Source organism: Rhodococcus baikonurensis (genome assembly GCF_040489275.1).
GTDB lineage: Bacteria > Actinomycetota > Actinomycetes > Mycobacteriales > Mycobacteriaceae > Rhodococcus_F > Rhodococcus_F baikonurensis.
In genome coordinates this window covers 797,659-818,372 of the sequence record NZ_JBEUOQ010000001.1, presented here as the reverse complement: position 1 = coordinate 818,372, position 20,714 = coordinate 797,659, and the positions used below count along the sequence as shown (strand labels likewise).

The 20,714-nt window shown below is 62.1% G+C and carries 17 protein-coding genes; 6 read left to right on the top strand and 11 right to left on the bottom strand.

Going from position 1 to position 20,714, the window contains the following annotated elements; all coding sequences use genetic code 11:
• Positions 1 to 4 precede the first annotated feature (4 nt).
• Both ABWI03_RS04155 and ABWI03_RS04150 read left to right on the top strand, forming a co-directional pair.
• Positions 5 to 1,627 (top strand): MFS transporter, encoded by a 1,623-nt coding sequence (locus ABWI03_RS04155; RefSeq protein ID WP_298776801.1) that lies wholly within the window; start codon positions 5 to 7, stop codon positions 1,625 to 1,627.
• A 366-nt stretch (positions 1,628 to 1,993) separates the two neighbouring features.
• The gene (locus ABWI03_RS04150) at positions 1,994 to 4,201 is read left to right on the top strand and encodes a putative bifunctional diguanylate cyclase/phosphodiesterase (RefSeq protein WP_298776803.1); all 2,208 of its coding nucleotides are present in this window, start codon (positions 1,994 to 1,996) and stop codon (positions 4,199 to 4,201) included.
• Position 4,202: 1 nt separating this feature from the next.
• Here ABWI03_RS04150 and ABWI03_RS04145 read toward each other — a convergent pair whose 3' ends face one another.
• On the bottom strand, positions 4,203 to 5,327 hold the full coding sequence (locus tag ABWI03_RS04145) for a GGDEF domain-containing protein (RefSeq protein ID WP_234036616.1): 1,125 nt from the start codon (positions 5,325 to 5,327) through the stop codon (positions 4,203 to 4,205).
• 122 nt (positions 5,328 to 5,449) lie between these two features.
• Positions 5,450 to 6,889, bottom strand: a complete 1,440-nt coding sequence (locus ABWI03_RS04140) for an amino acid permease (RefSeq protein WP_298776806.1) — start codon at positions 6,887 to 6,889, stop codon at positions 5,450 to 5,452.
• A 142-nt stretch (positions 6,890 to 7,031) separates the two neighbouring features.
• On the opposite strand from ABWI03_RS04140, the gene ABWI03_RS04135 reads away from it, so the two are divergent.
• Positions 7,032 to 8,570: a PucR family transcriptional regulator gene (locus ABWI03_RS04135; protein ID WP_350491461.1), complete on the top strand. Its 1,539-nt coding sequence runs from the start codon at positions 7,032 to 7,034 to the stop codon at positions 8,568 to 8,570.
• Here the strand turns inward: ABWI03_RS04135 and ABWI03_RS04130 are convergent.
• The 3 genes from ABWI03_RS04130 to ABWI03_RS04120 all read right to left on the bottom strand — a co-directional run bounded on the left by ABWI03_RS04130 (position 8,546) and on the right by ABWI03_RS04120 (position 12,265).
• Positions 8,546 to 9,982: an aldehyde dehydrogenase family protein gene (locus tag ABWI03_RS04130; protein ID WP_298776808.1), complete on the bottom strand. Its 1,437-nt coding sequence runs from the start codon at positions 9,980 to 9,982 to the stop codon at positions 8,546 to 8,548. The two genes, ABWI03_RS04135 and ABWI03_RS04130, sit on opposite strands and share 25 nt — an antisense overlap.
• Positions 9,979 to 11,352, bottom strand: coding sequence for a 4-aminobutyrate--2-oxoglutarate transaminase (gene gabT, locus ABWI03_RS04125; protein ID WP_298776809.1), 1,374 nt, complete (start codon positions 11,350 to 11,352; stop codon positions 9,979 to 9,981). The genes ABWI03_RS04130 and gabT overlap by 4 nt, the downstream gene beginning before the upstream one ends.
• 106 nt (positions 11,353 to 11,458) lie before the next feature.
• A complete protein-coding gene (locus ABWI03_RS04120; RefSeq protein WP_353798686.1) occupies positions 11,459 to 12,265 on the bottom strand; it encodes an alpha/beta fold hydrolase in 807 nt (268 codons plus the stop codon).
• Between the two features lie 75 nt (positions 12,266 to 12,340).
• Between ABWI03_RS04120 and ABWI03_RS04115 the strand changes: the two genes are divergently transcribed.
• Entirely contained in the window at positions 12,341 to 13,102 is a 762-nt protein-coding gene (locus tag ABWI03_RS04115) for a DUF2127 domain-containing protein (protein ID WP_095972831.1), read from the top strand.
• Here the strand turns inward: ABWI03_RS04115 and ABWI03_RS04110 are convergent.
• Positions 13,086 to 14,225, bottom strand: coding sequence for a cation:proton antiporter (locus tag ABWI03_RS04110; protein ID WP_124568069.1), 1,140 nt, complete (start codon positions 14,223 to 14,225; stop codon positions 13,086 to 13,088). The genes ABWI03_RS04115 and ABWI03_RS04110 overlap by 17 nt on opposite strands.
• Positions 14,226 to 14,232: 7 nt before the next feature.
• On the bottom strand, positions 14,233 to 14,595 hold the full coding sequence (locus ABWI03_RS04105; RefSeq protein ID WP_029256508.1) for a hypothetical protein: 363 nt from the start codon (positions 14,593 to 14,595) through the stop codon (positions 14,233 to 14,235).
• Positions 14,596 to 14,867: 272 nt separating this feature from the next.
• On the opposite strand from ABWI03_RS04105, the gene ABWI03_RS04100 reads away from it, so the two are divergent.
• A complete protein-coding gene (locus ABWI03_RS04100; RefSeq protein ID WP_124568070.1) occupies positions 14,868 to 15,314 on the top strand; it encodes a cupredoxin domain-containing protein in 447 nt (148 codons plus the stop codon).
• 82 nt (positions 15,315 to 15,396) lie between these two features.
• Positions 15,397 to 17,187: a CocE/NonD family hydrolase gene (locus ABWI03_RS04095; protein WP_435054145.1), complete on the top strand. Its 1,791-nt coding sequence runs from the start codon at positions 15,397 to 15,399 to the stop codon at positions 17,185 to 17,187.
• Between the two features lie 3 nt (positions 17,188 to 17,190).
• Here the strand turns inward: ABWI03_RS04095 and paaI are convergent, their stop codons facing one another.
• From paaI to ABWI03_RS04075, 4 genes are all read right to left on the bottom strand, one after another.
• Entirely contained in the window at positions 17,191 to 17,559 is a 369-nt protein-coding gene (gene paaI / locus ABWI03_RS04090) for a hydroxyphenylacetyl-CoA thioesterase PaaI (RefSeq protein ID WP_166810072.1), read from the bottom strand.
• Positions 17,560 to 17,623: 64 nt separating this feature from the next.
• Positions 17,624 to 17,935, bottom strand: coding sequence for an EthD family reductase (locus ABWI03_RS04085; protein ID WP_095972826.1), 312 nt, complete (start codon positions 17,933 to 17,935; stop codon positions 17,624 to 17,626).
• A gap of 6 nt (positions 17,936 to 17,941) precedes the next feature.
• Positions 17,942 to 19,984 carry a phenylacetic acid degradation bifunctional protein PaaZ gene (gene paaZ / locus ABWI03_RS04080; RefSeq protein WP_298776812.1) on the bottom strand — a complete coding sequence of 681 codons (2,043 nt, stop codon included), beginning with the start codon at positions 19,982 to 19,984 and terminating at the stop codon, positions 17,942 to 17,944.
• An 88-nt stretch (positions 19,985 to 20,072) separates the two neighbouring features.
• Positions 20,073 to 20,684, bottom strand: a complete 612-nt coding sequence (locus ABWI03_RS04075; protein WP_019745762.1) for a TetR/AcrR family transcriptional regulator — start codon at positions 20,682 to 20,684, stop codon at positions 20,073 to 20,075.
• Between the last annotated feature and the right edge of the window lie 30 nt (positions 20,685 to 20,714).

Genomic DNA, 20,714 nt, shown 5'->3' with positions numbered 1-20,714 from the left:
CACGATGGGTGACGGACAAGTTGCTGGTTCGACTACGCAGGCGGGTTCGGGACTGGTTCTCACGGTGTTGGCATCCAGCCAATTCCTGATGACCCTGGACAGCTCGGTCATGAACGTTTCGATGGCAACCGTCGCCGAGGACGTCGGCACGAGCATCACCGGCATTCAAACCGCGATCACGCTGTACACCCTCGTCATGGCGACGCTGATGATCACGGGAAGCAAGGTCGGTTCGATGATGGGCCGTCGCCGAGCCTTCGCACTGGGTTTGGTCATCTACGGCGCAGGTTCTCTGACAACGGCGCTCGCCCCCAATCTCGCGGTACTGCTGATCGGATGGTCGTTCCTCGAAGGCGTCGGCGCGGCGCTCATCATGCCGGCGATCGTCGCGCTCGTCGCCACCAACTTTCCGGCGCAGAAGCGGCCGGCCGCGTACGGTCTCGTTGCTGCAGCCGGCGCGATGGCTGTGGCAGTCGGACCGCTGATCGGCGGCGCCGCGACGACATTCGCATCCTGGCGTTACGTGTTCGTCGGCGAAGTCGTGATCGTTGTCCTCATCCTGCTGGTGCTCAGCAAGGTGGTCGACGTCCCACCGTCGAAGTCGCGTCTCGATTACGTCGGATCGATCCTGTCCGTGGTGGGACTGGGAATGATCGTTTTCGGTGTATTGCGTTCGAGCGAGTGGGGATGGGTGCAGGCCAAACCCGATGGCCCGCAGTTGGTCGGATTGTCCCCGGTGGTGTGGCTTCTGATCGTCGGTCTCCTGGTCGTCTACGGGTTCCTGCGCTGGGAGGGGCGCCTGGCCGCTGCGGGGAAGGAGCCGTTGCTCGATCCGGCCATGCTGCGGAACCGCGAACTCAGTGGCGGACTTTCCATGTTCTTCGCGCAGTTTCTGGTGCAGGCGGGCGTGTTCTTCGCGGTCCCGTTGTTCTTGTCCGTCGTTCTCGAGCTCAGCGCCCTCGAGACAGGAGTGCGCATCCTGCCGCTGTCGGCGGCGCTCGTGTTGGCTGCGATCGCTATTCCGAAGCTGCTGCCTACAGCGAACCCGCGGCGGGTTGTTCGAGTCGGTTTGTTGGTCATGATCTTCGGCATCTTGATGCTCGTGGCGGGCATGGATCCCGGCGCCAACGCGGCGGTCGTGATGATTCCCATGCTGTTCATGGGATTCGGCTTGGGATGTCTGTCCTCACAGCTCGGCGCGGTCACGGTGTCGGCGGTTCCGGACGATCGCAGCACCGAGGTCGGCGGGTTGCAGAACACCGCCACTAACCTGGGCGCATCCTTGGGGACCGCGCTCATCGGATCGGTTCTCATCGCCACCCTCACGACGTCTGCGATTGCCGGAATCGAGAACAATCCGGCAGTTCCGGTATCGGTGCAGCAGCAAGCGAGCACCGACATGGCTTCGGGTGTGCCGTTCCTGTCGACGACGCAACTTCGATCTGCTCTCAGTGATGCCGGCGTCGACGAATCCACGGCGGATGCGATCGTGAATGTGAACGAAGATGCCAGGCTGGACGCTCTCCGTGTCGCCTTTGCCGTGGCAGCGCTGCTCGCAATCGCCGCGTTGTTCCCGACCGCTCGCATCCCCCGGGTAGCCGTCGGCGACAAACGTGCGACGAGCTAAGAATCAGCAATCGCAGATCGACCTGGAGGATCGAGAGATCGACCTCTGGATATAGTGATCTGCGCACAATCGATTCGTCAGATGGCTACCGTTGTGAAGGAAACAAGCAGCGAGTCTGAAACACTGACGTTTCACCGGATAAGGGTTCGGTGGGGAGCCAGGGGAGGTTCGGATGGCCAGGCGAGCGGATTCGACGCCCGCTGATGGAGCCTGCGCAGATGCCGGGACGCCTCGCCGATGAACCGTCTGAGTCGATTGAGTCGATTGAGTCGCCAGGATCCTGCTTCGGAGGCCGACTGTAACAGCCTGTTTCGTCGTCAGATCGACGAAGCTGCGGCCGTTGCACCATTCGCCAACCTCGCATACATGGCGAGTTTGGTCGTGATTTTGGCTTACACCGTCCCACCGGGACGTCAAACCCTCAGGTGGCTGGGTGGTGCCCTGATCTTTCTTGTCCTCGCGAATTCGATTCGAGTGTGGATACCGCTGCGCTGGCGACCGTCGAAGCACACACCGCGCTACGACTACGTAGGTCTGGTTCTCGAAGTGATCGTGGTCGCGAGCCTCGACGTCACATTGTTCGCTCTGCTCTTTCACGACATGGACGTCTTCCGCGACTTGGTTCTGATCGCGACGATGGCCGGGATCATGGGGGCCGGAACAGTGACGTTCTCGAGCCTGAGATCGGTGAGCTTGACCTGGATCTACATTCACGGACTCGGCGTGTTCACGGTTCTCGTGGTCCACTCCGAACCACACTTTCGAATACTCGCAATTCAGCTGTGCATCTATATGTTTGCGCTCACTGTAGGGGCGGTCTATCTGTCGGCTTCGTTCCAGAGACGTTGTCTCGCAGAGTTTCAAGCGGAATCCGAGCGTCAGACTGTGGCATTGTTGCTCGACGGTTTCGAGGGCGGTTCCCGCGACTGGCTGTGGGAGTGTGACACCAACGGTCGGTTCTCACACACCTCGGCACGCCTCGCCGAGGTCGCCGGTATGACGGTGGACGAGTTGCAACAACTCACCTTCGGGCAACTCCTCACCAGACTCCAGATCGCATCGAGTCCGGAGGGTCGTACTGCCGCGGCCCAGATGATCGACAAACTCGAATCGAGTGCCCCTTTCCGGGACACCGTCGTTCCGGTGCACGTCGACGGTAAGCGGCGCTGGTGGTCCCTTTCCGGTAATCCCCGGGTCCTCGAATCCGGCGTGATTCTGGGTTGGCGCGGTGTCGGTTCCGACATCACGGAGAGGTATGTCCACGAACAGGAGATCCTTCGGCTTGCCGCGACCGACTCGTTGACCGGATTACCGAACCGTCGAGCGTTCGGTGTGGCGCTCGAGGAAGCGATCAATTCTCGGGCGCCGGAGAAGCAGGTCCTCGTCGGGATTCTCGACCTCGACAACTTCAAATCGGTGAACGACACCCTTGGACATCCGATCGGGGACCAACTACTTCTCGAAGTCACGAAACGCCTGCGCGAGGTCGTGGGTTCAGACATGTGCTCGCGGATGGGCGGCGACGAATTCGGGCTGATCGTCTGCACGTCGTCGCGCGACGATCCCGGCGCTATTTTCGATCGGTACCTTGAAGTGCTGCATGAGCCGTTCTTCGTCGAAGGTAATCGGATCGAAGTGCGGGCCACGATCGGTTACTCCAGTGCGCCGGAGGATTCCACCGACGCCGACGGATTGGTGATGCTGGCGGATCTGGCTCTCTATGAAGCGAAGTCGACGGGGCGCAATCGCGTCGGCAAGTTCTCGCCGCTGCTGCGAGCGCGGGCATCGGCGCGTGCGACGGCGCTGCACGAACTCGACAGAGGCATCGAGGAAGGGCAGTTCGACCTCCACTATCAACCCCAGGTCGACACTCAGACCGGTGAAGTGGTTGCCTTCGAAGCGCTTCTTCGGTGGAACCATCCGAGTCGCGGTCTCATCGGGCCGAGTCAGTTCATCTCGGTGGCAGAGGAAACCGGAATGATCATCCCCCTCGGTGCGCAGGCAATGGCGATGGCGACCGCTGCCGCCGCGAGATGGCCGAGCGGAATCGGTGTCTCGGTCAACGTTTCGCCCGTGCAGTTGGTGTCGCGCGAGTTCGGTGCGATGGTGACGAAGGCTCTGACTGAATCGGGCCTGCCTCCGCAACTGCTGCAACTCGAAATCACCGAGACGGGGGTTGTGGACGATCGCGCGATCCGCGATCTCTACAAGTTGCGTGAACTCGGTGTCACCGTCGCACTCGACGATTTCGGCACCGGCTATTCGTCTTTCGCAACGCTCCAGAGACTTCCGATCGACGTCCTCAAGATCGATCGCATGCTGGTCACCGACTCGGATGATCCGAAGATGTCCGTCGTGAAGTCTATTGTCGAATTGGCTGCGGCCCTGGGTATGAAGTCGTTGGCCGAGGGCGTCGAGACCATCGAGCAGTTCCGCCGCGTTCAGTGGGTCGGGTGTGACCTTGTCCAGGGTTACCACATCAGCAAGGCTCTGACCGCTGAGCGCGTCGATGTGTATCTTGCCGCGACGGACACGGAAACCGGGCGTAGCGTCCACCCACTGACCTGGCTGTGAATCAGATCTGAGCCGAGCGGATCGTATTACCGCCTGCCGCTTTCGCTTGATACATCATCGAATCCGCGACGTTCGTCGCTGCCAGGATCGCGGAAGTACCGCCGCTCCACGCCTTCGATTCGGCGGTCATCATCACCGCTCCGACGCTCACCGTTGTTGGGATGGCATCGGAACAATCCGACAGTGCCGCGTTTATCCCTTCGATCAGCAGGGTCGTCGATTCGGGATCGCCGGCAATGACGGCCAGATATTCTTCTCCGCCCGTGCGAGCGATGACTCCGCGTTCGCCGAGATGTGTGCTCAATCGGTTCGCTGTTCTTCTGATGACATGATCGCCTTCGGCGTGGCCGTGAAGATCATTCACCGTCTTGAATTTGTCGATATCGACGACGATGAAAGCGAGAGAAGAAGAATCGTCTCGGGCGCTCTCGAAGAGATCGCCGACCGCGCCTTCGAGTCCGCGACGGTTGAACAGCCCGGTAAGAGGATCACGATCCGAATACTGGGCATCGCGGTACAGAGTGCGCCAAGTCAGGTGCGCAAAAATGGGAACAAGGGTGACAGCTCCGAAAAGAACTGTGCCTCGGGCGAGAAGCGTCGTGATATCGACTTCGCCTTGAAAGTAGGCAAGGACAAATACAACTGTCGTGACAGTCGTCGACCAGACGACATGAGCGACAAGCCATCGTGCGCTGACAAACAGCGTCGCAAAGGTTCCGGTGACCGCGAAAACGATGCAACCGAACGTCCCGGACGAGCGATCCGGCACCAGGAGGACTGCGGCCGCGATCCCGAGATCTGCGAATATTCCGAATGCGAGCAGGCCCCGGCGTCCGGGAAACGGTTGTGTGAACCAACATGCGGCGATTGCCACACACATGCAGATCATGAAAACCGAAAGTGCTTTGCCGGGTGTCGTCGGCGGTGTATCCGGCCCGATCAATTTGTAGAACGCGGACAGCCCGAAGATGACTGTCATCAATCCGAGCAAGGTTCGGAAGATCGGAATGATTGCTCGTCCGGATCTCTGGTGCTTTATCCACTCGTAGTCGTGCGGTTCGTTGAACCATTCGTGAAGTGTTTGCCAAGAACTGTGCCCTTCGGAGGCGATGACAGGGCTCGGCATGCTGTCCATTTTGCCTTGAAATCGAACAAAGAGAAAATCTTTGCTCGATCGGTTTCACCGTTTTGAATGTTTTCGGGGAGAAAGTGCAACCGATCGAGCAGAGAGTTCACTCGATGCTTGTTTCAGACGGTGTCCGCAGCGCTGTGCGCGTTCTCGGAGGCGGTGGCGAACGATCCGGTTTTTCGCGTACGAGACTTTCTCACGCCGTATGCGACGAGGATGACGCTGAGGGAGACCAGGCTTTGGACGAATTCCGCGCGCGTGGGTTCGTTGAGACCCATTCCCACCAGGATCACGAGAATCAGGCCGGTGACCACTATCGGTAGGCCGGGATACAGCCAGACACGGAATTTCAGAATCTCGGGGCTTTCGCGTTCCCATCGGCGACGGAGGCGTAGTTCGGATACACAGATCAGGATGTAAACGAACAAACAGATTGCGCCGGAAGAATTCACGAGGAACAAGAAGATCGTGTCCGGCCAGATGTAGCCGGCCGCGATACAGAAGTAACCGGCCACGGTGCAGGCGAGTACGCCCTTCACCGGCACGCCGCGGCTGTTGGTCCGCGTCATCCAGGCCGGGGCGTCGTTGTAGACCGAGAGCGCGAAGAGCATCCGCGACGCCGTGTACAGGCCGGAGTTGAGGCAGGACAGCACTGCGACCAGAACTACGAGGTTCAGAATGTCAGCAGCGCCGGGAATTCCGAGCAGGTCGAGGGCGGAGATGAACGGAGAATCGCCGACGACGAACGAATCCCACGGCAGCATCGTCACGAGGAGGAAGGTGGCGACAACGAAGAAGGCGAGAATACGGAAGACGACGGTGTTCGTGGCTCGTCTGATCGCTCCGGCCGGTTCGGCGGATTCCGCTGCGGCGATCGTGACTAGCTCGGCTCCGGTCATGGAGAAGATCACGGCGACGACGCCCACCAGTACGGGGGTGAAGCCGTTCGGCAGAAATCCTCCGTGGCCGGTCAGGTTGCTGAAATCGACTTCACTGCCAGGCCAGATGCCGAACACGAACAGACTGCCGAGCACGATGAAGCCGATGATGACGGCGACCTTGATACCCGCAAACCAGTATTCGGCCTCGCCGAAGTTGCTGACGGAGAGAAGGTTGACTCCGGTCATCACCAACAGGAGTACCGCTGACATGAGCCAGAGCGGGACGCCATGGATCCACCGGGAGAGCAGGGTAGCTCCGACGACGGATTCGATGCCGACGACGATCACCCAGAAGTACCAGTAGAGCCAGCCAGTGGTGAAGCCCGCCCAGTCGCCCAACGCCATTCGCGCGTACTCGGTGAACGATCCCGTACACGGCTTGGCCACCGCCATTTCACCGAGCATGCGCATCACCAGGAACACGATGATGCCGCAGATCGCACACGTGATGACGGCGCCGGGGCCGGCCTGGTTGATGATTCCGCTCAGACCGACGAAGAAACCGGCGCCGATGACACCGCCCATGGAAAGCATGGTCAAGTGGCGCTTCTTCAGGCCGGTCTTGAGCGTCGAGTGGACGCTGGCGGCTTCGGCTGTTTCGGTGCTGCTGTCGGGCATCTGGGCTCAGCTCCTATTGCATGACGCGATCAGTTCTTTCGGAGAGACGCTAAGCTCATCGTGTGATCCAGAACATGGACCTGATGTACAAAACACAACCGGAAACTGTCAGTTCTGTCCACTGCCTTCGGAGGTTCCGGTTATGCCGATGACTGTTCGGCGGCTGGCGGCCACCACCTCGCTCGGCCTCACGATCGTTGCAGGTCACGACAACGTGGACCTGCCGATCAGCTGGGCGCACGCAATCGAATTACAGGATCCGAGTCGGTGGCTCGCCGGTGGCGAGCTTGTCATGACGACGGGGCTGCATCTTTCGCGTTCGGCGACAAAGCAGTTCGAGTACGTCGAGCGCATTGCGCGGACCGGTGCGGTGGCACTGGCATTCGACACCGGCACCGTGCACGAGAAGGTTCCGGACGCGATCATCAGGGCCGGCGACGAACTGGGCTTTGCCGTGCTTTCCGTCGCCAAGGAGACGCCGTTCATCGCCATCTCGCGGGCCGTGATCGACGAGCTGACCGCCGACCAGATACGAACGGTGCAGGCGGTGGTCGACGCGCAGGAGAAGTTGGCGCGTGCCTTGCTCGACGGGGTGCCGGCCTTGATCACTGCTCTGGGGCGTGCCGTACATGCAGCAGTGTGTGTTCTCGATCGGGACGGAGCGGTGCTGGCTCTGACGGAAGGTGCGAGTTCGTCTCTGCCCGAACGCATCAGGGAGCGATCAGGCAAGGAGCGCAGCCGGGTCGTGGTGGACGACGACGGCCACCTGGCCATTCACCGGCTTGCCGTGAGTGGCACTCTCGCCGTGGCGTCCGCCGCCGCCTTGGATCAGTCCGAACGACTGTTGGTCGGGCACACGGTATCGCTGTTGACCATCGAGCTTGCCAAGCCGTCACGGGTTGTCGATGCCGAACGGCGGCTGAGGTTGGCGGTCGCGACGATGGTGCGCCAGGCCGGCGGCGACGTCGACGAAAGTCTGTTGCGGTACTTCGGATTCGAATCCGAATCACCGGTGGTTGCAACTGCCTTGACCGATGTCGGACCATTACTGGCGGCAACCGACATCACGTCAGCGGCCCTCGAAGAAGAGGCGGTGCCGTACCTCTTGGCTCCGCTGAATGACGGCACCGGCGTGTGGTTCGTCGTGAAAAGTGAAGTTGCGGAGAAGGTCACGCGCAGTGTGTATGCGAGAGTTCGGGAGAATTCACGCCGGAGCATCAACGGCGGAATCGGAAGCGTCCGGCCGATGAGCGGTGTGGCGGCCAGTCTGCGCGAGGCCGTCTCTGCTGCCAAAGTGGGACAGGTCGACGGTCACACGCTCGTTTCGTTCTCGGAACTCGGGACTTTCAGCCTCCTGTTGAGCGTGCAGTCGAACGATGTTCTGCAGTCGATCGCGGCCGGCGGTCTCGGTGTGTTGGAAGACTACGACGCCGAGAACGGTTCCCGTCTGGTGGACTCGATCGAAGCGTTCCTGCACCACAATGGTCAATGGGAGTCCGCTGCAGCGCAGTTGGGTGTTCACCGGCACACGCTGCGCAATCGCATGGACAAGGCTGCCGAGTTGATCGGCCGAGATCTCGATTCCGCCCACACTCGATCCGAGTTGTGGATCGCGCTCAAAGCTCGTGAGCTGCTGCAGGCGGAATCGAATTCAGATCACGCTCGGCCGCCCCTGAGATAGACGGTGGTGGTGTGAGTGAAGAACTCTCGTGCTGCGTCGCCTTGTTCCTTGGGCCCGTATCCACTCTTCTTCGCGCCGCCGAAAGGTACGTGAGGATCAGCGCCTGCCGATTCCGAATTGACGTGCAGGATCCCCACGTCCAGGTCGTCGATACCGGCAAGGGCGTTGGTCAGGTCCTGAGTGAACAACGCTGCGGACAAACCGAATTCGCCCTCGTTTGCCAAGCGGAAGGCGTCTGCAGTTGTTGCTGCCCGCTGCACCGCCAGCACCGGGCCGAAAAGCTCCTCGAACCACAGTTCGGTGCTCGCCGGTAGTTCCAGCACCGTCGGCTGGACGTAGTGGCCTGACTCCGGCGCTTCGGCGGTCGCTACGACTCTGGCGCCGCCGCCGACGGCTCGATCGATCCCGTTGACGATCGACTTCTGTGCGGATGCGCTGACCACGGGACCTGTGGTGACGTCGGGATCGAGTGGATCTCCGACTCTCAGTTCCTTGACCTCGACTGTCAGCCTCGCCAGAAACTCCTCGGCGATGGATTCGTGGAGCACCAGACGGGAAGTGGCCGTGCATTTCTGGCCGGTCGACCGGAATGCGCCCAGCATGACCTGCTCGACTGCAAGCTCGAGATCTGCGTCGGCAAGGACGATTGCTGCGTTCTTTCCGCCCATCTCCGCCTGGACCGGAACTCCGCGCGCCGCAGCAGATCCCGCGATCTTTCGGCCGACGCCGGTGGAACCGGTGAAGGTGACGGCGTCGAGGTCCGGGTGATCCACCAGTGCTTCACCGGCCGCGCTGTCGGCGAGGATCATGTTCAGGACGCCGTCGGGTAGGCCTGCTTCCGTCAATGCCTGTGCGAGACGGAAGGCCAGAAGAGGCACCGCGGCAGCCGGTTTCCAGACGACGGTGTTTCCGTATACCAAGGCAGGCGCAATCTTCCATGCCGGGATCGCGATCGGGAAGTTGAACGGCGTGACGACGCCTACCACTCCGAGAGGCTTGCGAGTGACGAGAATCTGCTCGCCGCTGCGAGGGGAGGAATACACCGTTCCGGACTCGCGGTCGGCGGCATTGCCGTAGTAACGCAGAATCTGCGCAGCCCGGCGTACTTCTCCGATACCCTCGGCCAGCGTTTTCCCTTCTTCACGGGTAAGTTCTTCACCCCAGCCCTCGGCGTTGGATTCGATTATTTCCGCTGCGCGAGTGAGGAATGCGCCGCGTGCGGACATCGGCAGGCGCGCCCAGCCGCTCGTGGCAATGCGGGCGACGCGAACGCCGGTCGCCATTTCGGAGGCACCGGCACGGCCTCCGGTGGCGACAACTTCGTCGGGACGCGCCGGGTTGGTGTCTGTCAGTGTGCCTTCGCATCCCGTGACCCAAGCTCCGCCGATCAAGCTGCGCACTGCGACGCTCATCGGACTGCGTCCACAGCGTCGCGAAGGATATCGAGGCCTTCGGCCAGCAATTCGTCGGAGATGCTCAGCGGCGGGAGGAATCGGACGACGTTTCCGTAGGTGCCGGCGGTGAGGAGAAGGAGACCGTGCGCGTGGGCGTAGCTGACGATCTGGGCGACGGCCTCGCGATTCGGAGCCTTGTCGTCGTGGTGGACGAGTTCGATCGCAATCATGGCGCCGCGTCCACGGATATCGCCGATGATGGTTGTGTTCGAAGCGATTTCGGACAGTCCTGCGGTCAGGATCTCACCGATGTCCTTGGCGCGATCGAGGAGGCCTTCCGCCTCGATCGTCTCGAAAACTGCCAAGGCGGCCTCGCAGGCAACGGGATTGCCGCTGTACGTACCGCCGATACCACCGGGATGCGCGGTGTCCATGACGTCGGCACGGCCGGTCACGGCGGCGAGTGGCATTCCACCGGCGAGACCTTTTGCAGTTGTGATGATGTCGGGGACGAAGTTCTCACTCTCGCTGGCGAACCAGGCGCCGGTTCGTGCGATACCGGTCTGGACCTCGTCCGCGACGACGAGAATGCCGCGCTCACGGCAGAATTCGGCGACGCGCTTCAAGAATCCCGGAGCCGGAACGATGAAACCTCCCTCACCCTGAATCGGTTCCACGACCACGGCGGCTACCGATTCGGCACCGATCTGACTGTCGATCGCAAGACGGAACTGAGCGAATGCCTCGTCGGCCGCGTTATCGGGGCCGCTCGGCCAACGGTAGGAGTAGGCCATCGGAACCCGATAGACCTCGGGAGCGAACGGGCCGAATGTGGCCTTGTACGGCTGGTTCTTGGCGGTCATCGTCATGGTCATCAACGTGCGACCGTGAAATGCGTGGTCGAAGACGACAACTGCCGGGCGACCGGTGGCGGCACGTGCGTATTTCACGGCGTTCTCGAGCGCCTCGCTTCCGGTGTTGAACAGCGCTGTTCGTTTGTCGTGGTCGCCCGGGGTCAGACGGTTGAGCGCTTCGCAGACCTCGACGTATCCCTCGTAGGGGTTTGCGAGGAAACACGTGTGGGTGAACTGACCGAGTTGACGGGTGGTCCGTTCGACCACGCGCGGCGCGCTGTTTCCGACGGTGGTCACAGCGATGCCGCTGCCGAAGTCGATGAACGAGTTGCCGTCGACGTCGACGACTACTCCTCCGCCCGCTACCGCAACGTAGATGCTGGATACGCTGGTCAGTCCGGCCGGCAGTGCGGCGCTCCGGCGCTCGGCCAAAGCGCGCGAGTTGGGGCCAGGCACTTCGGTGACGAGGCGTCGTACCTGGGGAAGGGTCGGTCCACCGATGCACGTTTCCGTGCCGTGCTCGAGAATGGTCATCGCAGTGCCTCCAGTCGTTTTCCGAACTGTAGGACGGCGACAAACAATCCGGACATGGCCGAACCGTCGATAGACTTCTACCTCATTGGACGTCGCGTCCAGCGGGTTACTTCGCGAAATTGCCGAGGAATCGTCGCAACAGCGGGTTGTACACCTCAGGGGCTTGCCAGAACGCTGCATGTCCGACTCCGGGGAGGAGGTGATACGTGCCCTCCCACAGGTTCGCGAAGGTCAACGACGCGACATACGACGTGTTCACGAACGGGTCCTCGGCGCCGTCGATCACCGCGAGCGGCACCGACGCCGTTGCAACCAAAGCCTTCTGATCGGATTCGCGGCCCGCGCCGAATGCGTCGAACATGATCTTGCGAGCGCGCCCGTCCGTGCGTATCGCGGCGTCGAGGGCAGACTGCTCGAAGGGAACGGCGGTCATCCGTGCGTAGAGTTCGGCTTCCTGCGCGGTGATGACCTCGGTACCGCCGATGGACAAACCGTCGCCGGCATTGAATGCGTCGCCGAGCGTCTCGGGATTTGCCGGCGGTGTACCGGTGACGACGATTCCGGTGAGCCCGGGGAACTTCGCGATCAACTCGAGGGCGATGTGTCCGCCGAGCGACCACCCGACGACAACCGCTCGTTCGACGCCGAGTTCGGCCAGAACATCGACGATGGCGTCGGCGTAACCGTTCTGCGTGTACGCGGCTTCGGGATCTCTCGCGTCCTCGGAGTCGCCGTGACCGAGTAGGTCCAGAGTGATCATGCGGTAGTCGCCGGCCCAGTCGGCGTCGACCTGATGACGGAAGATGGAGCGGCTGGCCGAGTTTCCGTGGATGAAGACAACCGGGAAACCGTCGGTGGCACTGTCGTCGACTGCCATGACGCCATGCCGGGTTTCGATCTTGGTAGTTGTCATCGGAATCCTCATCGTTCGAAGTGCACGGTCAGCGGGTATCCACGCTACCGGGCATTTGCGGCATAGAGTTCACCCGTGGACTTCGCATTGCGCTCGTGCAGTTGGCATGGTCACGAGACCTACGCTCCGGACGAACCTGAGCTGCGGGATCGACTACAGGTGGACACTGCGGTGGGCCAGGCATGGCGGTGCCTACGTTGCGGCAACTTCGTCCCGGGAGCGCCGCAAGCGTCCGGGCCGGCGGACGCCGCCCCCGAGGTTCCGCGGGGACGGCTGCTTCGCGACCGATTGATCATGCGACTTCTTGCCACCGAGAGAATGTTCCGCGCTCTGGGGTTGGTTCTTCTGGCGATCGGCGTGTTCAAACTCAGATCGTCGAAGGGGCGCGTCGAGGACGCCTTCGAGAACGAATTGCCGTTGATCAGACCATTGGCCCGTCAGCTGGGGTGGAACATCGACGACTCGAAACTGGTCCATCACATCGAGCAGGCCTTCTCCTTGTCCGCGACGACGCTCACCTGGATCGCGGTCGGTCTGTTGGTTTACGCCGGCCTTCAAGTAATCGAGGCCGTCGGGCTGTGGATGGTCAAACGCTGGGGCGAGTACTTCGCGGTGGTGGCGACCAGCTTGTTCCTGCCCCTCGAAATCTACGAATTGACCGAGAAGATCACGTGGTTGAGGGCCGGGCTGCTGCTGGTGAACATCGCTGCCGTCGTGTGGCTGATCTGGAGCAAGCGGCTATTCGGTGTCCGCGGCGGCGGCGCGGCGTATCACGCCGAACATTCGGAGGAGAGCTTGCTGACGGTGGAGCGGGCGGCGGTCAAACAGGCTTCGTGAGACCGGCTTTCGACGCGGCAGCACCGGCCAGTGTTGCTGCCCCGATCGTGATCATGGCGGCGAGGAGGATGGCTGCGGGCTCACCGTCGCCCATCACCCCCAATTGAGTGCCCACCGTCACTGCGGCAACCGGTACACCCAGTTGCGCGGCGGACAGCACGCCGAGGGGTAGCGGGAGACCGAGGACGCGTATCGCGGCGTGAACCACGAGAGTTGCTCCGCCCAAGACCAATCCGAGCCAGATGGCGGACGGATGAGTCACGAGGTCGCGCAGATTGATCGCCGCTCCCAACCAGACGAAGAAGAGGGGCGCGAAGAAGCCGTCGGTGATCGCGAAGAGTTGTTTGGCGAGGCGGCGGGGTTCACCGATCGCGGCCAGGACCAGTCCGAAGGCGAAGCCGGCGAGCATGATCGACACGTGAGTGCTCGAGGCCAGCGCCGCCAGGGAGAACAGGATCACCAGATTGATCCGGAGTTCGAGTGCGAACTTCCGTTTCTCGGAGAATTTGTGGAGCTTTCGCCAATGTCCGGAACGATGGAACGCCCGCAGCACGAAGAACAGGGCAACTGCAGACACCGCCACCGCCAGTGCGCCGATACCGGCACGAGGGGCATTGTCCGGATCGATCACCAACGGCAGCGCGACAATGCAGACGGTGTCCGCGATCGCGACCTGGGCAGTCATCTGCAGGACCGAGGTTCCACCGAGCGCCAGCGAATCGACGATGGGGAGAATCAACGCCGCGGACGACGACGCGATCAGGACCGCGTACAGCGCGGCGTGACCGGTGCCGAATGCAGTCGCCGCACCGTAGCCGGCAACAACCGACAGGAGTCCGACGACAACCGAGCGAGAGGCACCCTTACCTATTGCCGCACGAACTGCCGGATCGCGGACCGGGACGTGCGAGCCGGCCACCATCATCGTGAGCGCGAACCCGATATCGGCCAGGAACCTGAAAGTCTGGTCGGACGAGTCGAGTAGCCCGAAACCGGTGACACCGAAGACGACGCCCGCGGCAAGCTCGCCGACCACCACAGGGACATGCCAGCTGACACGAGCGCCGAGCAGCGGACCGAGGATTCCGGCCAGTGCGACGAGGGCAAGTATGCCGAAGGTCATCGACGACCTACGACGTCACTGTCGAGGGAGCGATCTTTGCCGGGATGCCGGTGTTCTCGTCCACGTGGTAGCTCGCACAGACCCGGTGGTAGCCGTCGGCGATCTGGGCCGGTACTCCGGCGCGGAAGTCTCCCTGCACCAGCAGGATCGGTGACAGTGCGATCCCCTTGCGGATCTTCTTCAGGTCGGCAGCAACGTGCGGGTTGTCGACCGGGAGCAGGGGTAGGCCGGCAGCACGCAGAATGTCCTTGGCTTTCTTCGAGACCAGCGTCGCCGTCTTGAGCGCGTAGACGAGAGCTTGGACCTGGACCGGTGTCGCGCCCAACTGCAGGTAATCGCGGGCCGCCGGGTAGTCGTGCTCGTCCGGCAGGTCCTTCCAGAGAACGGCAGGAGCCTTCTCGGTTACCTTCGGCTGGTCTGTCTTCGGAGCCTTCGGCTGGGCTGCCTTCGACGCCTTCGGCTGGGCCGCATCAGACGTTTTGATCTTGGCCATCTGTGCTGTTTCCTTCAGTGTCGGTCCGCGAGTGGAGCTGGTGCAGAAATCGTGCACTATCAGCGCCGCAGGCACCACATCGGAGCTGTTTGGGCCGTTAGGCGGCGGGTAATCAGCAGACTGCGGGGGAACGAGCAGGAGGCGAAGCAATGAAGCGGATTCTCGCGGTGCTCGCAGCGCTGATCCTGGCGGTGTTCGCACTGACCGCGTGCAGTGACAACAGTGATTCGTCGGACAACGATTCGGCAGATCACGACGGCATGGCAATGACCAGTATGTCGATGCCGAGCAAGCCGACCAGTATGTCGATGCCGAGCATGCCTCTGGGTATGTCGACGCCGGGAGCGTCGTCGATGGGAATCGTGATCAGCGGCTTCGAATATTCGACGCCGGAGTCGGTGATGCCAGGACAGGTACTGACCATTCAGAACAACGACACCGTCGAGCACTCGGTCACGTCCGATACCGCAGGGCTGTTCAACGAGGACATCGAAGCTGGTGAGACGGAAACCATCACGGTGCCGAACGAGCCGGGAACGTACACGTTCCACTGCACCTACCACCCGAGCATGCGCGGCACCTTGACGGTCAAGTAGACGTCGACCGGGCCTGGCCTGACTTTCGCTCAGAATATTTTGGCGGCACGCATCCGATTGAACTGGTAGAGAACAGATCCGGGTGTACGGTTTTCAGGTGCGCCGGAGAACAGCGATCAGTGTCGTCACGCTCGTGGTTTGTGCCCTCGGCTTTTCGCCGCCGGCGCTCGCGGATTCACCGAACGGCTCGTATTCTTCACAGCTGCTGTATTTCTCGGTCGATGTGGGGCCGGATCTTTCGACGCCGTGCACCGTGGTCGGTGAGCTCTTCGTTCCCGACGGCGTCGATGCGGACAACCCCGCGCCCGCGATCCTGACCACGAACGGGTTCGGCGGTTCGTACAAGGATCAGATTCCGGCTCTGCAGAACTTCGCCGAGAACGGGTATGTCGGACTGACGTATTCGGGATTGGGTTTCGGCGGCACGAGTTGCAAGATCACACTCGACTCTCCCGCGTACGACGGCGTCGCCGCTTCCCAGTTGGTCAGCTTCCTCGGCGGCCAAGAGGGGATTGCCTACACGGATCAGGCTCTGACGCAGCCCTATCCGGCGCTAACCGCGGTGGTACAGGACTCCGTCGACCACTCGGGTGCACCGTCGACGAACGACCCGCGGGTCGGCATGACGGGCGGCTCCTACGGCGGCGGCATTCAATTCGCCGCCGCGAGTGTCGATCCCCGCATCGACACGATCATCCCCATGATCACCTGGAACGATCTTTCGTATTCCTTGGCACCCAACAGCACGGGAATCATTTCCGGAGTGTCCACCGCCGAGCCCGGAGCGGCGAAGGTGCTCTTTGCGTCGCTCCTCTTCGGCGCCGGCGTCGCAAACCCCGGAGTGGACGGCTACCTCACCGACCCCTCTCGACTTCCCGGCTGCCCGAATTACGTGCCGTACATGTGCAACGCGATCGCCGAGGCGGTGGTGACCGGGGACATCGGACCGCAAGTGGTGAGTGAACTCCGAGCGTCGTCGGTGTCGTCGTTCGTCGACCGGATCAACATTCCGGTACTGCTTGCTCAGGGGCAACAGGACACTCTGTTCGATCTGAACGAGGCAACCGCAACCTACGACGCGCTGAAAGCGCGTGGCGTCGACGCCAAGATGATCTGGCATTCGTGGGGGCACAGCCACTTGGCCGCTGCGCCGGGCGAATTCAGCTTCTCCGCACCCGACGAGGATGCCCAGTACGAAACCGGTCGCTTCATGGACTGGTTCGACCACTACCTCAAGGACGAGAACACGGAGACCGGACCGGAATTCGCGTACTTCCGTAACTGGATCGACTACGAGGGAAACGCGGCACCGGCCTACGCCACGTCCGATACTGTCGATGTCGGAACCACCCGCGGCTTCCAGCTGTCCGCTGACGGGGGACTGCTGCCGGACGGCGCGCCGGTTGTGCCCGGCTCGAAGACGATTGTCACCGCACCGGGTGGGCTGCCGACGGGAGTCGAGCCGCTCAACATCAATCCGGCCGGAAACATTCCGAATGCACAGATTCCGGGAACCGAGGCGCTCTGGACCACTGCGCCGATGACCGAACCGATGGATGTGGTGGGAGCCCCCACTGTGACGCTGCGTGTTGCGGCGCCCGGACAGCCGGTGGTGTTCGCGAAGCTGTACGACGTGGCACCTGACGGAACGTCGTCGCTGATCAATGGTCTCATCGCGCCCGTGCGCATCAGCGATCCGTCTCAGCCGGTGCCGGTGACGATGCCGGCGATAGTGCATCGATTCGAGCCAGGCCATTCCGTCCGACTGGCAATCACCGGCGGCGACATCAGTTTCCGTGGGGGACTGGAAGGTATGCCGGTGACGATCTTCGCCGACGGTTCCGGCCCCCTCGAACTTCCCGTCGTGGGCTGAACTTCAGCGGGTGATGGTTCGGCTGTCGCCGCGGAACTCGGCGACGACGACACCGCCACTGCGAACGGTCACGTCGTAGATCCCGCTTCGGCCCCCTCGCGCCTTCTCGGTGGCGATCGCGGTCAAGGTGTCGCCCAGACGGGTCGGACGTAGAAATCGGATGTCCGCGCGCGCTGCAACGGCTGAATCCTCGTAGCCGTTGCAGGCGAGCGCAAACGCGGTGTCCGCGAGCAGGAAAACATAGCCGCCATGTGTGATTCCGTGACCGTTCACCATGGTCTCGCCGACAGTGACGGTCACGGTTGCGCTACCGGGCGCCAGCTCGGAAATCTCGATACCGAGTGCCTGCGACGCCTGGTCCGCGTCGAACATCTCTCTGGCGGTGATGCTTCCTGTACTCACGAGACAACTCCTGTGTTATCGGAGATTGCAGGGTCTAGAGGACCGAGACAACTTCCTGGACATACATGTCGACCGTGCCGGTGGCAAAGTTCGCGACATCTTTTCCAGCGGCGCCCATCTCCGGGGACTTCAGGCCGCGCTGCATCGTCTCGAGATCGGGAAACACCAGGTTGGCGACGGCGTAGAAGACTGGATCGGAGCCGTCCAGCGTCGAGCACTTGCTGAACGTGAAGTCCGACAACCCTGGCACCGCGCTGGCGAGCGGGACGTGGATCTCGTTGTAGTACTTGTCGAAAGCCTCCGGGTCGGTGGGGCGTCCGTAACACACTGCTACTCGATAGGTCATGTGCTTTCAATTCCCTTCGGGGCGAGTCTTGGCTACCAGAGTCAGTACGTCGTATGTCGCGACCGGATCGTTGTCCTGGTTCGTCACCACGGCATCCCAACGAACCTCACCGTAGTCGGCGCTGCTGCGAGGTGTGATGGTCTTGGCTGTGAGGGTGACCGTCAGGCTGTCTTCGGCTTTCACCGGAGTCAGGAACCTGAGGCTGTCCACGCCGAAGTTCGCGAGAACCGGGCCGGGGGCCGGGTCGACGAACAGGCCCGCAGCGAGTGAGACAACCAGATAGCCGTGTGCGACGATGCCGCCGAACAGTGGATTTGCCGCTGCGGCCACCGGATCGGTGTGTGCGTAGAAGGTGTCACCGGTGAACTCTGCAAAATGATCGATGTCTGCGAGTGTGACCTGGCGCGGACCACCGACAACAGTGTCGCCGATCTTCAACTCTGCGAGACTCTTTCGGAATGGATGCTCGGATCCGGTAGTGCGCTGTGAACCGGTGAACCAGCGCTCACCGACCGCGGTGAGCACGTCGGGTGTGCCCTGTACGGCGGTGCGTTGCATGTGGTGCAGAACTCCGCGGATGCCACCCAACTCCTCACCGCCGCCCGCGCGACCGGGACCGCCGTGGACGAGAACTGGAAGGGGAGAGCCGTGGCCGGTTGATTCCTTGGCGTCGTCGCGGTTGAGGACGAGCACTCGACCGTGAAAAGCTGCGAGGCCCAGTACCAATCGACGTGCTGTATCGGTGTCGGCAGTGACCACCGAGGCGACGAGGCTTCCCTCGCCACGGGCCGCAAGTTCGATCGCATGATCGATGCCGTCGTAACCGATGACGGTACTGACGGGCCCGAATGCTTCCACCTCGTGTACCTCGAGCGCGTTGTCCTCGGCCCGGAGGAGAATCGGTGAAAGAAAGGCACCGGACCGGGCGTCGGCGCCGACCACGTCGACGTTGTCCGGATCTCCGAACACGATTGTTGCCGACTTCGTCAGGCCGCGAATGGATTTCAAGACTTCGTCACGCTGTTCGAGGCTGGCGAGCGCTCCCATCGTGACGCCGTCGGCATCGGGGTGTCCCACGACCACTTTGTTCAGTCGCTCGGTTGCGGCGTCGACAACGGCGTCGACCAGCGAGACCGGGACCAGGGCGCGCCGGATAGCGGTGCATTTCTGTCCCGCCTTCACCGTCATTTCGGTGACGAGTTGTTTGACGTACAAGTCGAATTCGGGCGTTCCTGGTACGGCGTCCTCGCCGAGGATCGACGCGTTGAGTGAATCGGCCTCGGCATTGAAATGGACGCCCTTGCCGACGACGTTCGGGTGGGCACGCAGCGTTGCGGCGGTGTCGGCGGATCCGGTGAAGGCCACCGAATCCTGTCCGTCGAGGTGATCGAGGAGTCCACGTGCACTACCGGAAAGCAGCTGGACGGAACCCTCCGGGAGCAAGCCTGATTCGATGATGCGCCGGAAGACGAGTTCGGTGAGATACGCCGTGGAACTGGCAGGTTTGACGATGGACGGGACACCCGCGATGAAGGCCGGTGCCAGTTTCTCCAAAAATCCCCACACCGGGAAGTTGAACGCGTTGATCTGCACGGCGACGCCACGACGTGATGTATAGATGTGTTGCCCGAGGAAAGTTCCGCCCTTGCCGAGAGGCTCGACGTTTCCGTCCAGAAAGACTGTGCTGTCGGGTAATTCGCGCCGAGCCTTGCTCGCGTAACTCAGCAGGGTCCCGAATCCGCCGTCTATGTCCACCCCGGAATCTCGCGTCGTCGCCCCGGTGGCAGTGGAGAGTGTGTAGAACTCGGCTTTTCCTGCCATCAACGTGAGGGCGAGGGCCTTGAGCGCGCCGGCACGTTCGTGGAAGGTCATCGCAGACAGTGCAGGCCCGCCGACCTCGCGTGCGTACGTAACCATCTCGGCGAGGTCGACGCCGGTTGCGGAGATCCGGGCCACCTCCGATCCGTCCACTGCGCTGGGCAACGGGGTACCTGCGTCCGGTGCGGCGTACCACTGACCGGCTACATAGCTTTCCAACAGTCTGCTCACGACAACTCCATCTCACCGTACGTTCGGTCGGTAATTACGATCGCCCGGTAACGCTGCGTTGTCAAGGATTCGGCAGAACTGCCTGGAATCAGGCCTTGCGAAGTCCGTCGAAAGTGACGGCGACGACCGCGTCGGCAATGTCGGAGACGGACTCACCCGCTCGGGGTTTGTACCACTCGATCAGTGAGTTGACGGTGCCGAACATCAGCTTGCTGGCGAGGGCTGGTTCGATGTCCGGGCGCAAGTCTCCCTCCGCTGCGGCGGACGAGACGAGGCCTCCGACGAAGTTGTCGAATTCGCGTCGACGAGCGAGCGCGGCACGCTCGACCGTCGTGTTGCCACGGACGCGCAGGAGCAGGGTGACGTACGGAAGCTCTGCGACCAGCACCTCTACACTGCGCCGGACCAGGTATTCGAGACGGTCGATGTACGGACCGGTGGTGGCGCCTTCTTCGGTCGTGACCGCGAACAGGGCGTTGAGTGCACGCGAAAGTGCGAGTTCGAGAAGTTCTGACTTTCCGGACACATGGTGGTAGATCGAGGACTTCGTGATGCCGAGTTTCTTGGCGAGCACCTCCATGCTGGCGCCGTCGTAGCCCTTGTCGTTGAACACCTTGACGGCCACGGCGAGGAGTGAATCAAGGTCGTAGCCGGGACGTCCGGGGAGGCCGGTGCGTCGAGTGGGGCGTGCCGTAGTCATGTCCCCATCTTCTCAGTTCGGGCAAAGCTG

What these genes read in the sequence shown, in the direction of transcription:
- ABWI03_RS04155 (WP_298776801.1), top strand. Translation starts at nt 5, where the DNA reads ATGGGTGACGGACAAGTTGCTGGTTCGACTACGCAGGCGGGTTCGGGA.
- ABWI03_RS04150 (WP_298776803.1), top strand. Translation starts at nt 1,994, where the DNA reads ATGGCGAGTTTGGTCGTGATTTTGGCTTACACCGTCCCACCGGGACGT.
- ABWI03_RS04145 (WP_234036616.1), bottom strand. Translation starts at nt 5,327, where the DNA reads ATGCCGAGCCCTGTCATCGCCTCCGAAGGGCACAGTTCTTGGCAAACA.
- ABWI03_RS04140 (WP_298776806.1), bottom strand. Translation starts at nt 6,889, where the DNA reads ATGCCCGACAGCAGCACCGAAACAGCCGAAGCCGCCAGCGTCCACTCG.
- ABWI03_RS04135 (WP_350491461.1), top strand. Translation starts at nt 7,032, where the DNA reads ATGCCGATGACTGTTCGGCGGCTGGCGGCCACCACCTCGCTCGGCCTC.
- ABWI03_RS04130 (WP_298776808.1), bottom strand. Translation starts at nt 9,982, where the DNA reads ATGAGCGTCGCAGTGCGCAGCTTGATCGGCGGAGCTTGGGTCACGGGA.
- gabT (WP_298776809.1), bottom strand. Translation starts at nt 11,352, where the DNA reads ATGACCATTCTCGAGCACGGCACGGAAACGTGCATCGGTGGACCGACC.
- ABWI03_RS04120 (WP_353798686.1), bottom strand. Translation starts at nt 12,265, where the DNA reads ATGACAACTACCAAGATCGAAACCCGGCATGGCGTCATGGCAGTCGAC.
- ABWI03_RS04110 (WP_124568069.1), bottom strand. Translation starts at nt 14,225, where the DNA reads ATGACCTTCGGCATACTTGCCCTCGTCGCACTGGCCGGAATCCTCGGT.
- ABWI03_RS04100 (WP_124568070.1), top strand. Translation starts at nt 14,868, where the DNA reads ATGAAGCGGATTCTCGCGGTGCTCGCAGCGCTGATCCTGGCGGTGTTC.
- paaI (WP_166810072.1), bottom strand. Translation starts at nt 17,559, where the DNA reads ATGTTCGACGCGGACCAGGCGTCGCAGGCACTCGGTATCGAGATTTCC.
- ABWI03_RS04085 (WP_095972826.1), bottom strand. Translation starts at nt 17,935, where the DNA reads ATGACCTATCGAGTAGCAGTGTGTTACGGACGCCCCACCGACCCGGAG.
- ABWI03_RS04075 (WP_019745762.1), bottom strand. Translation starts at nt 20,684, where the DNA reads ATGACTACGGCACGCCCCACTCGACGCACCGGCCTCCCCGGACGTCCC.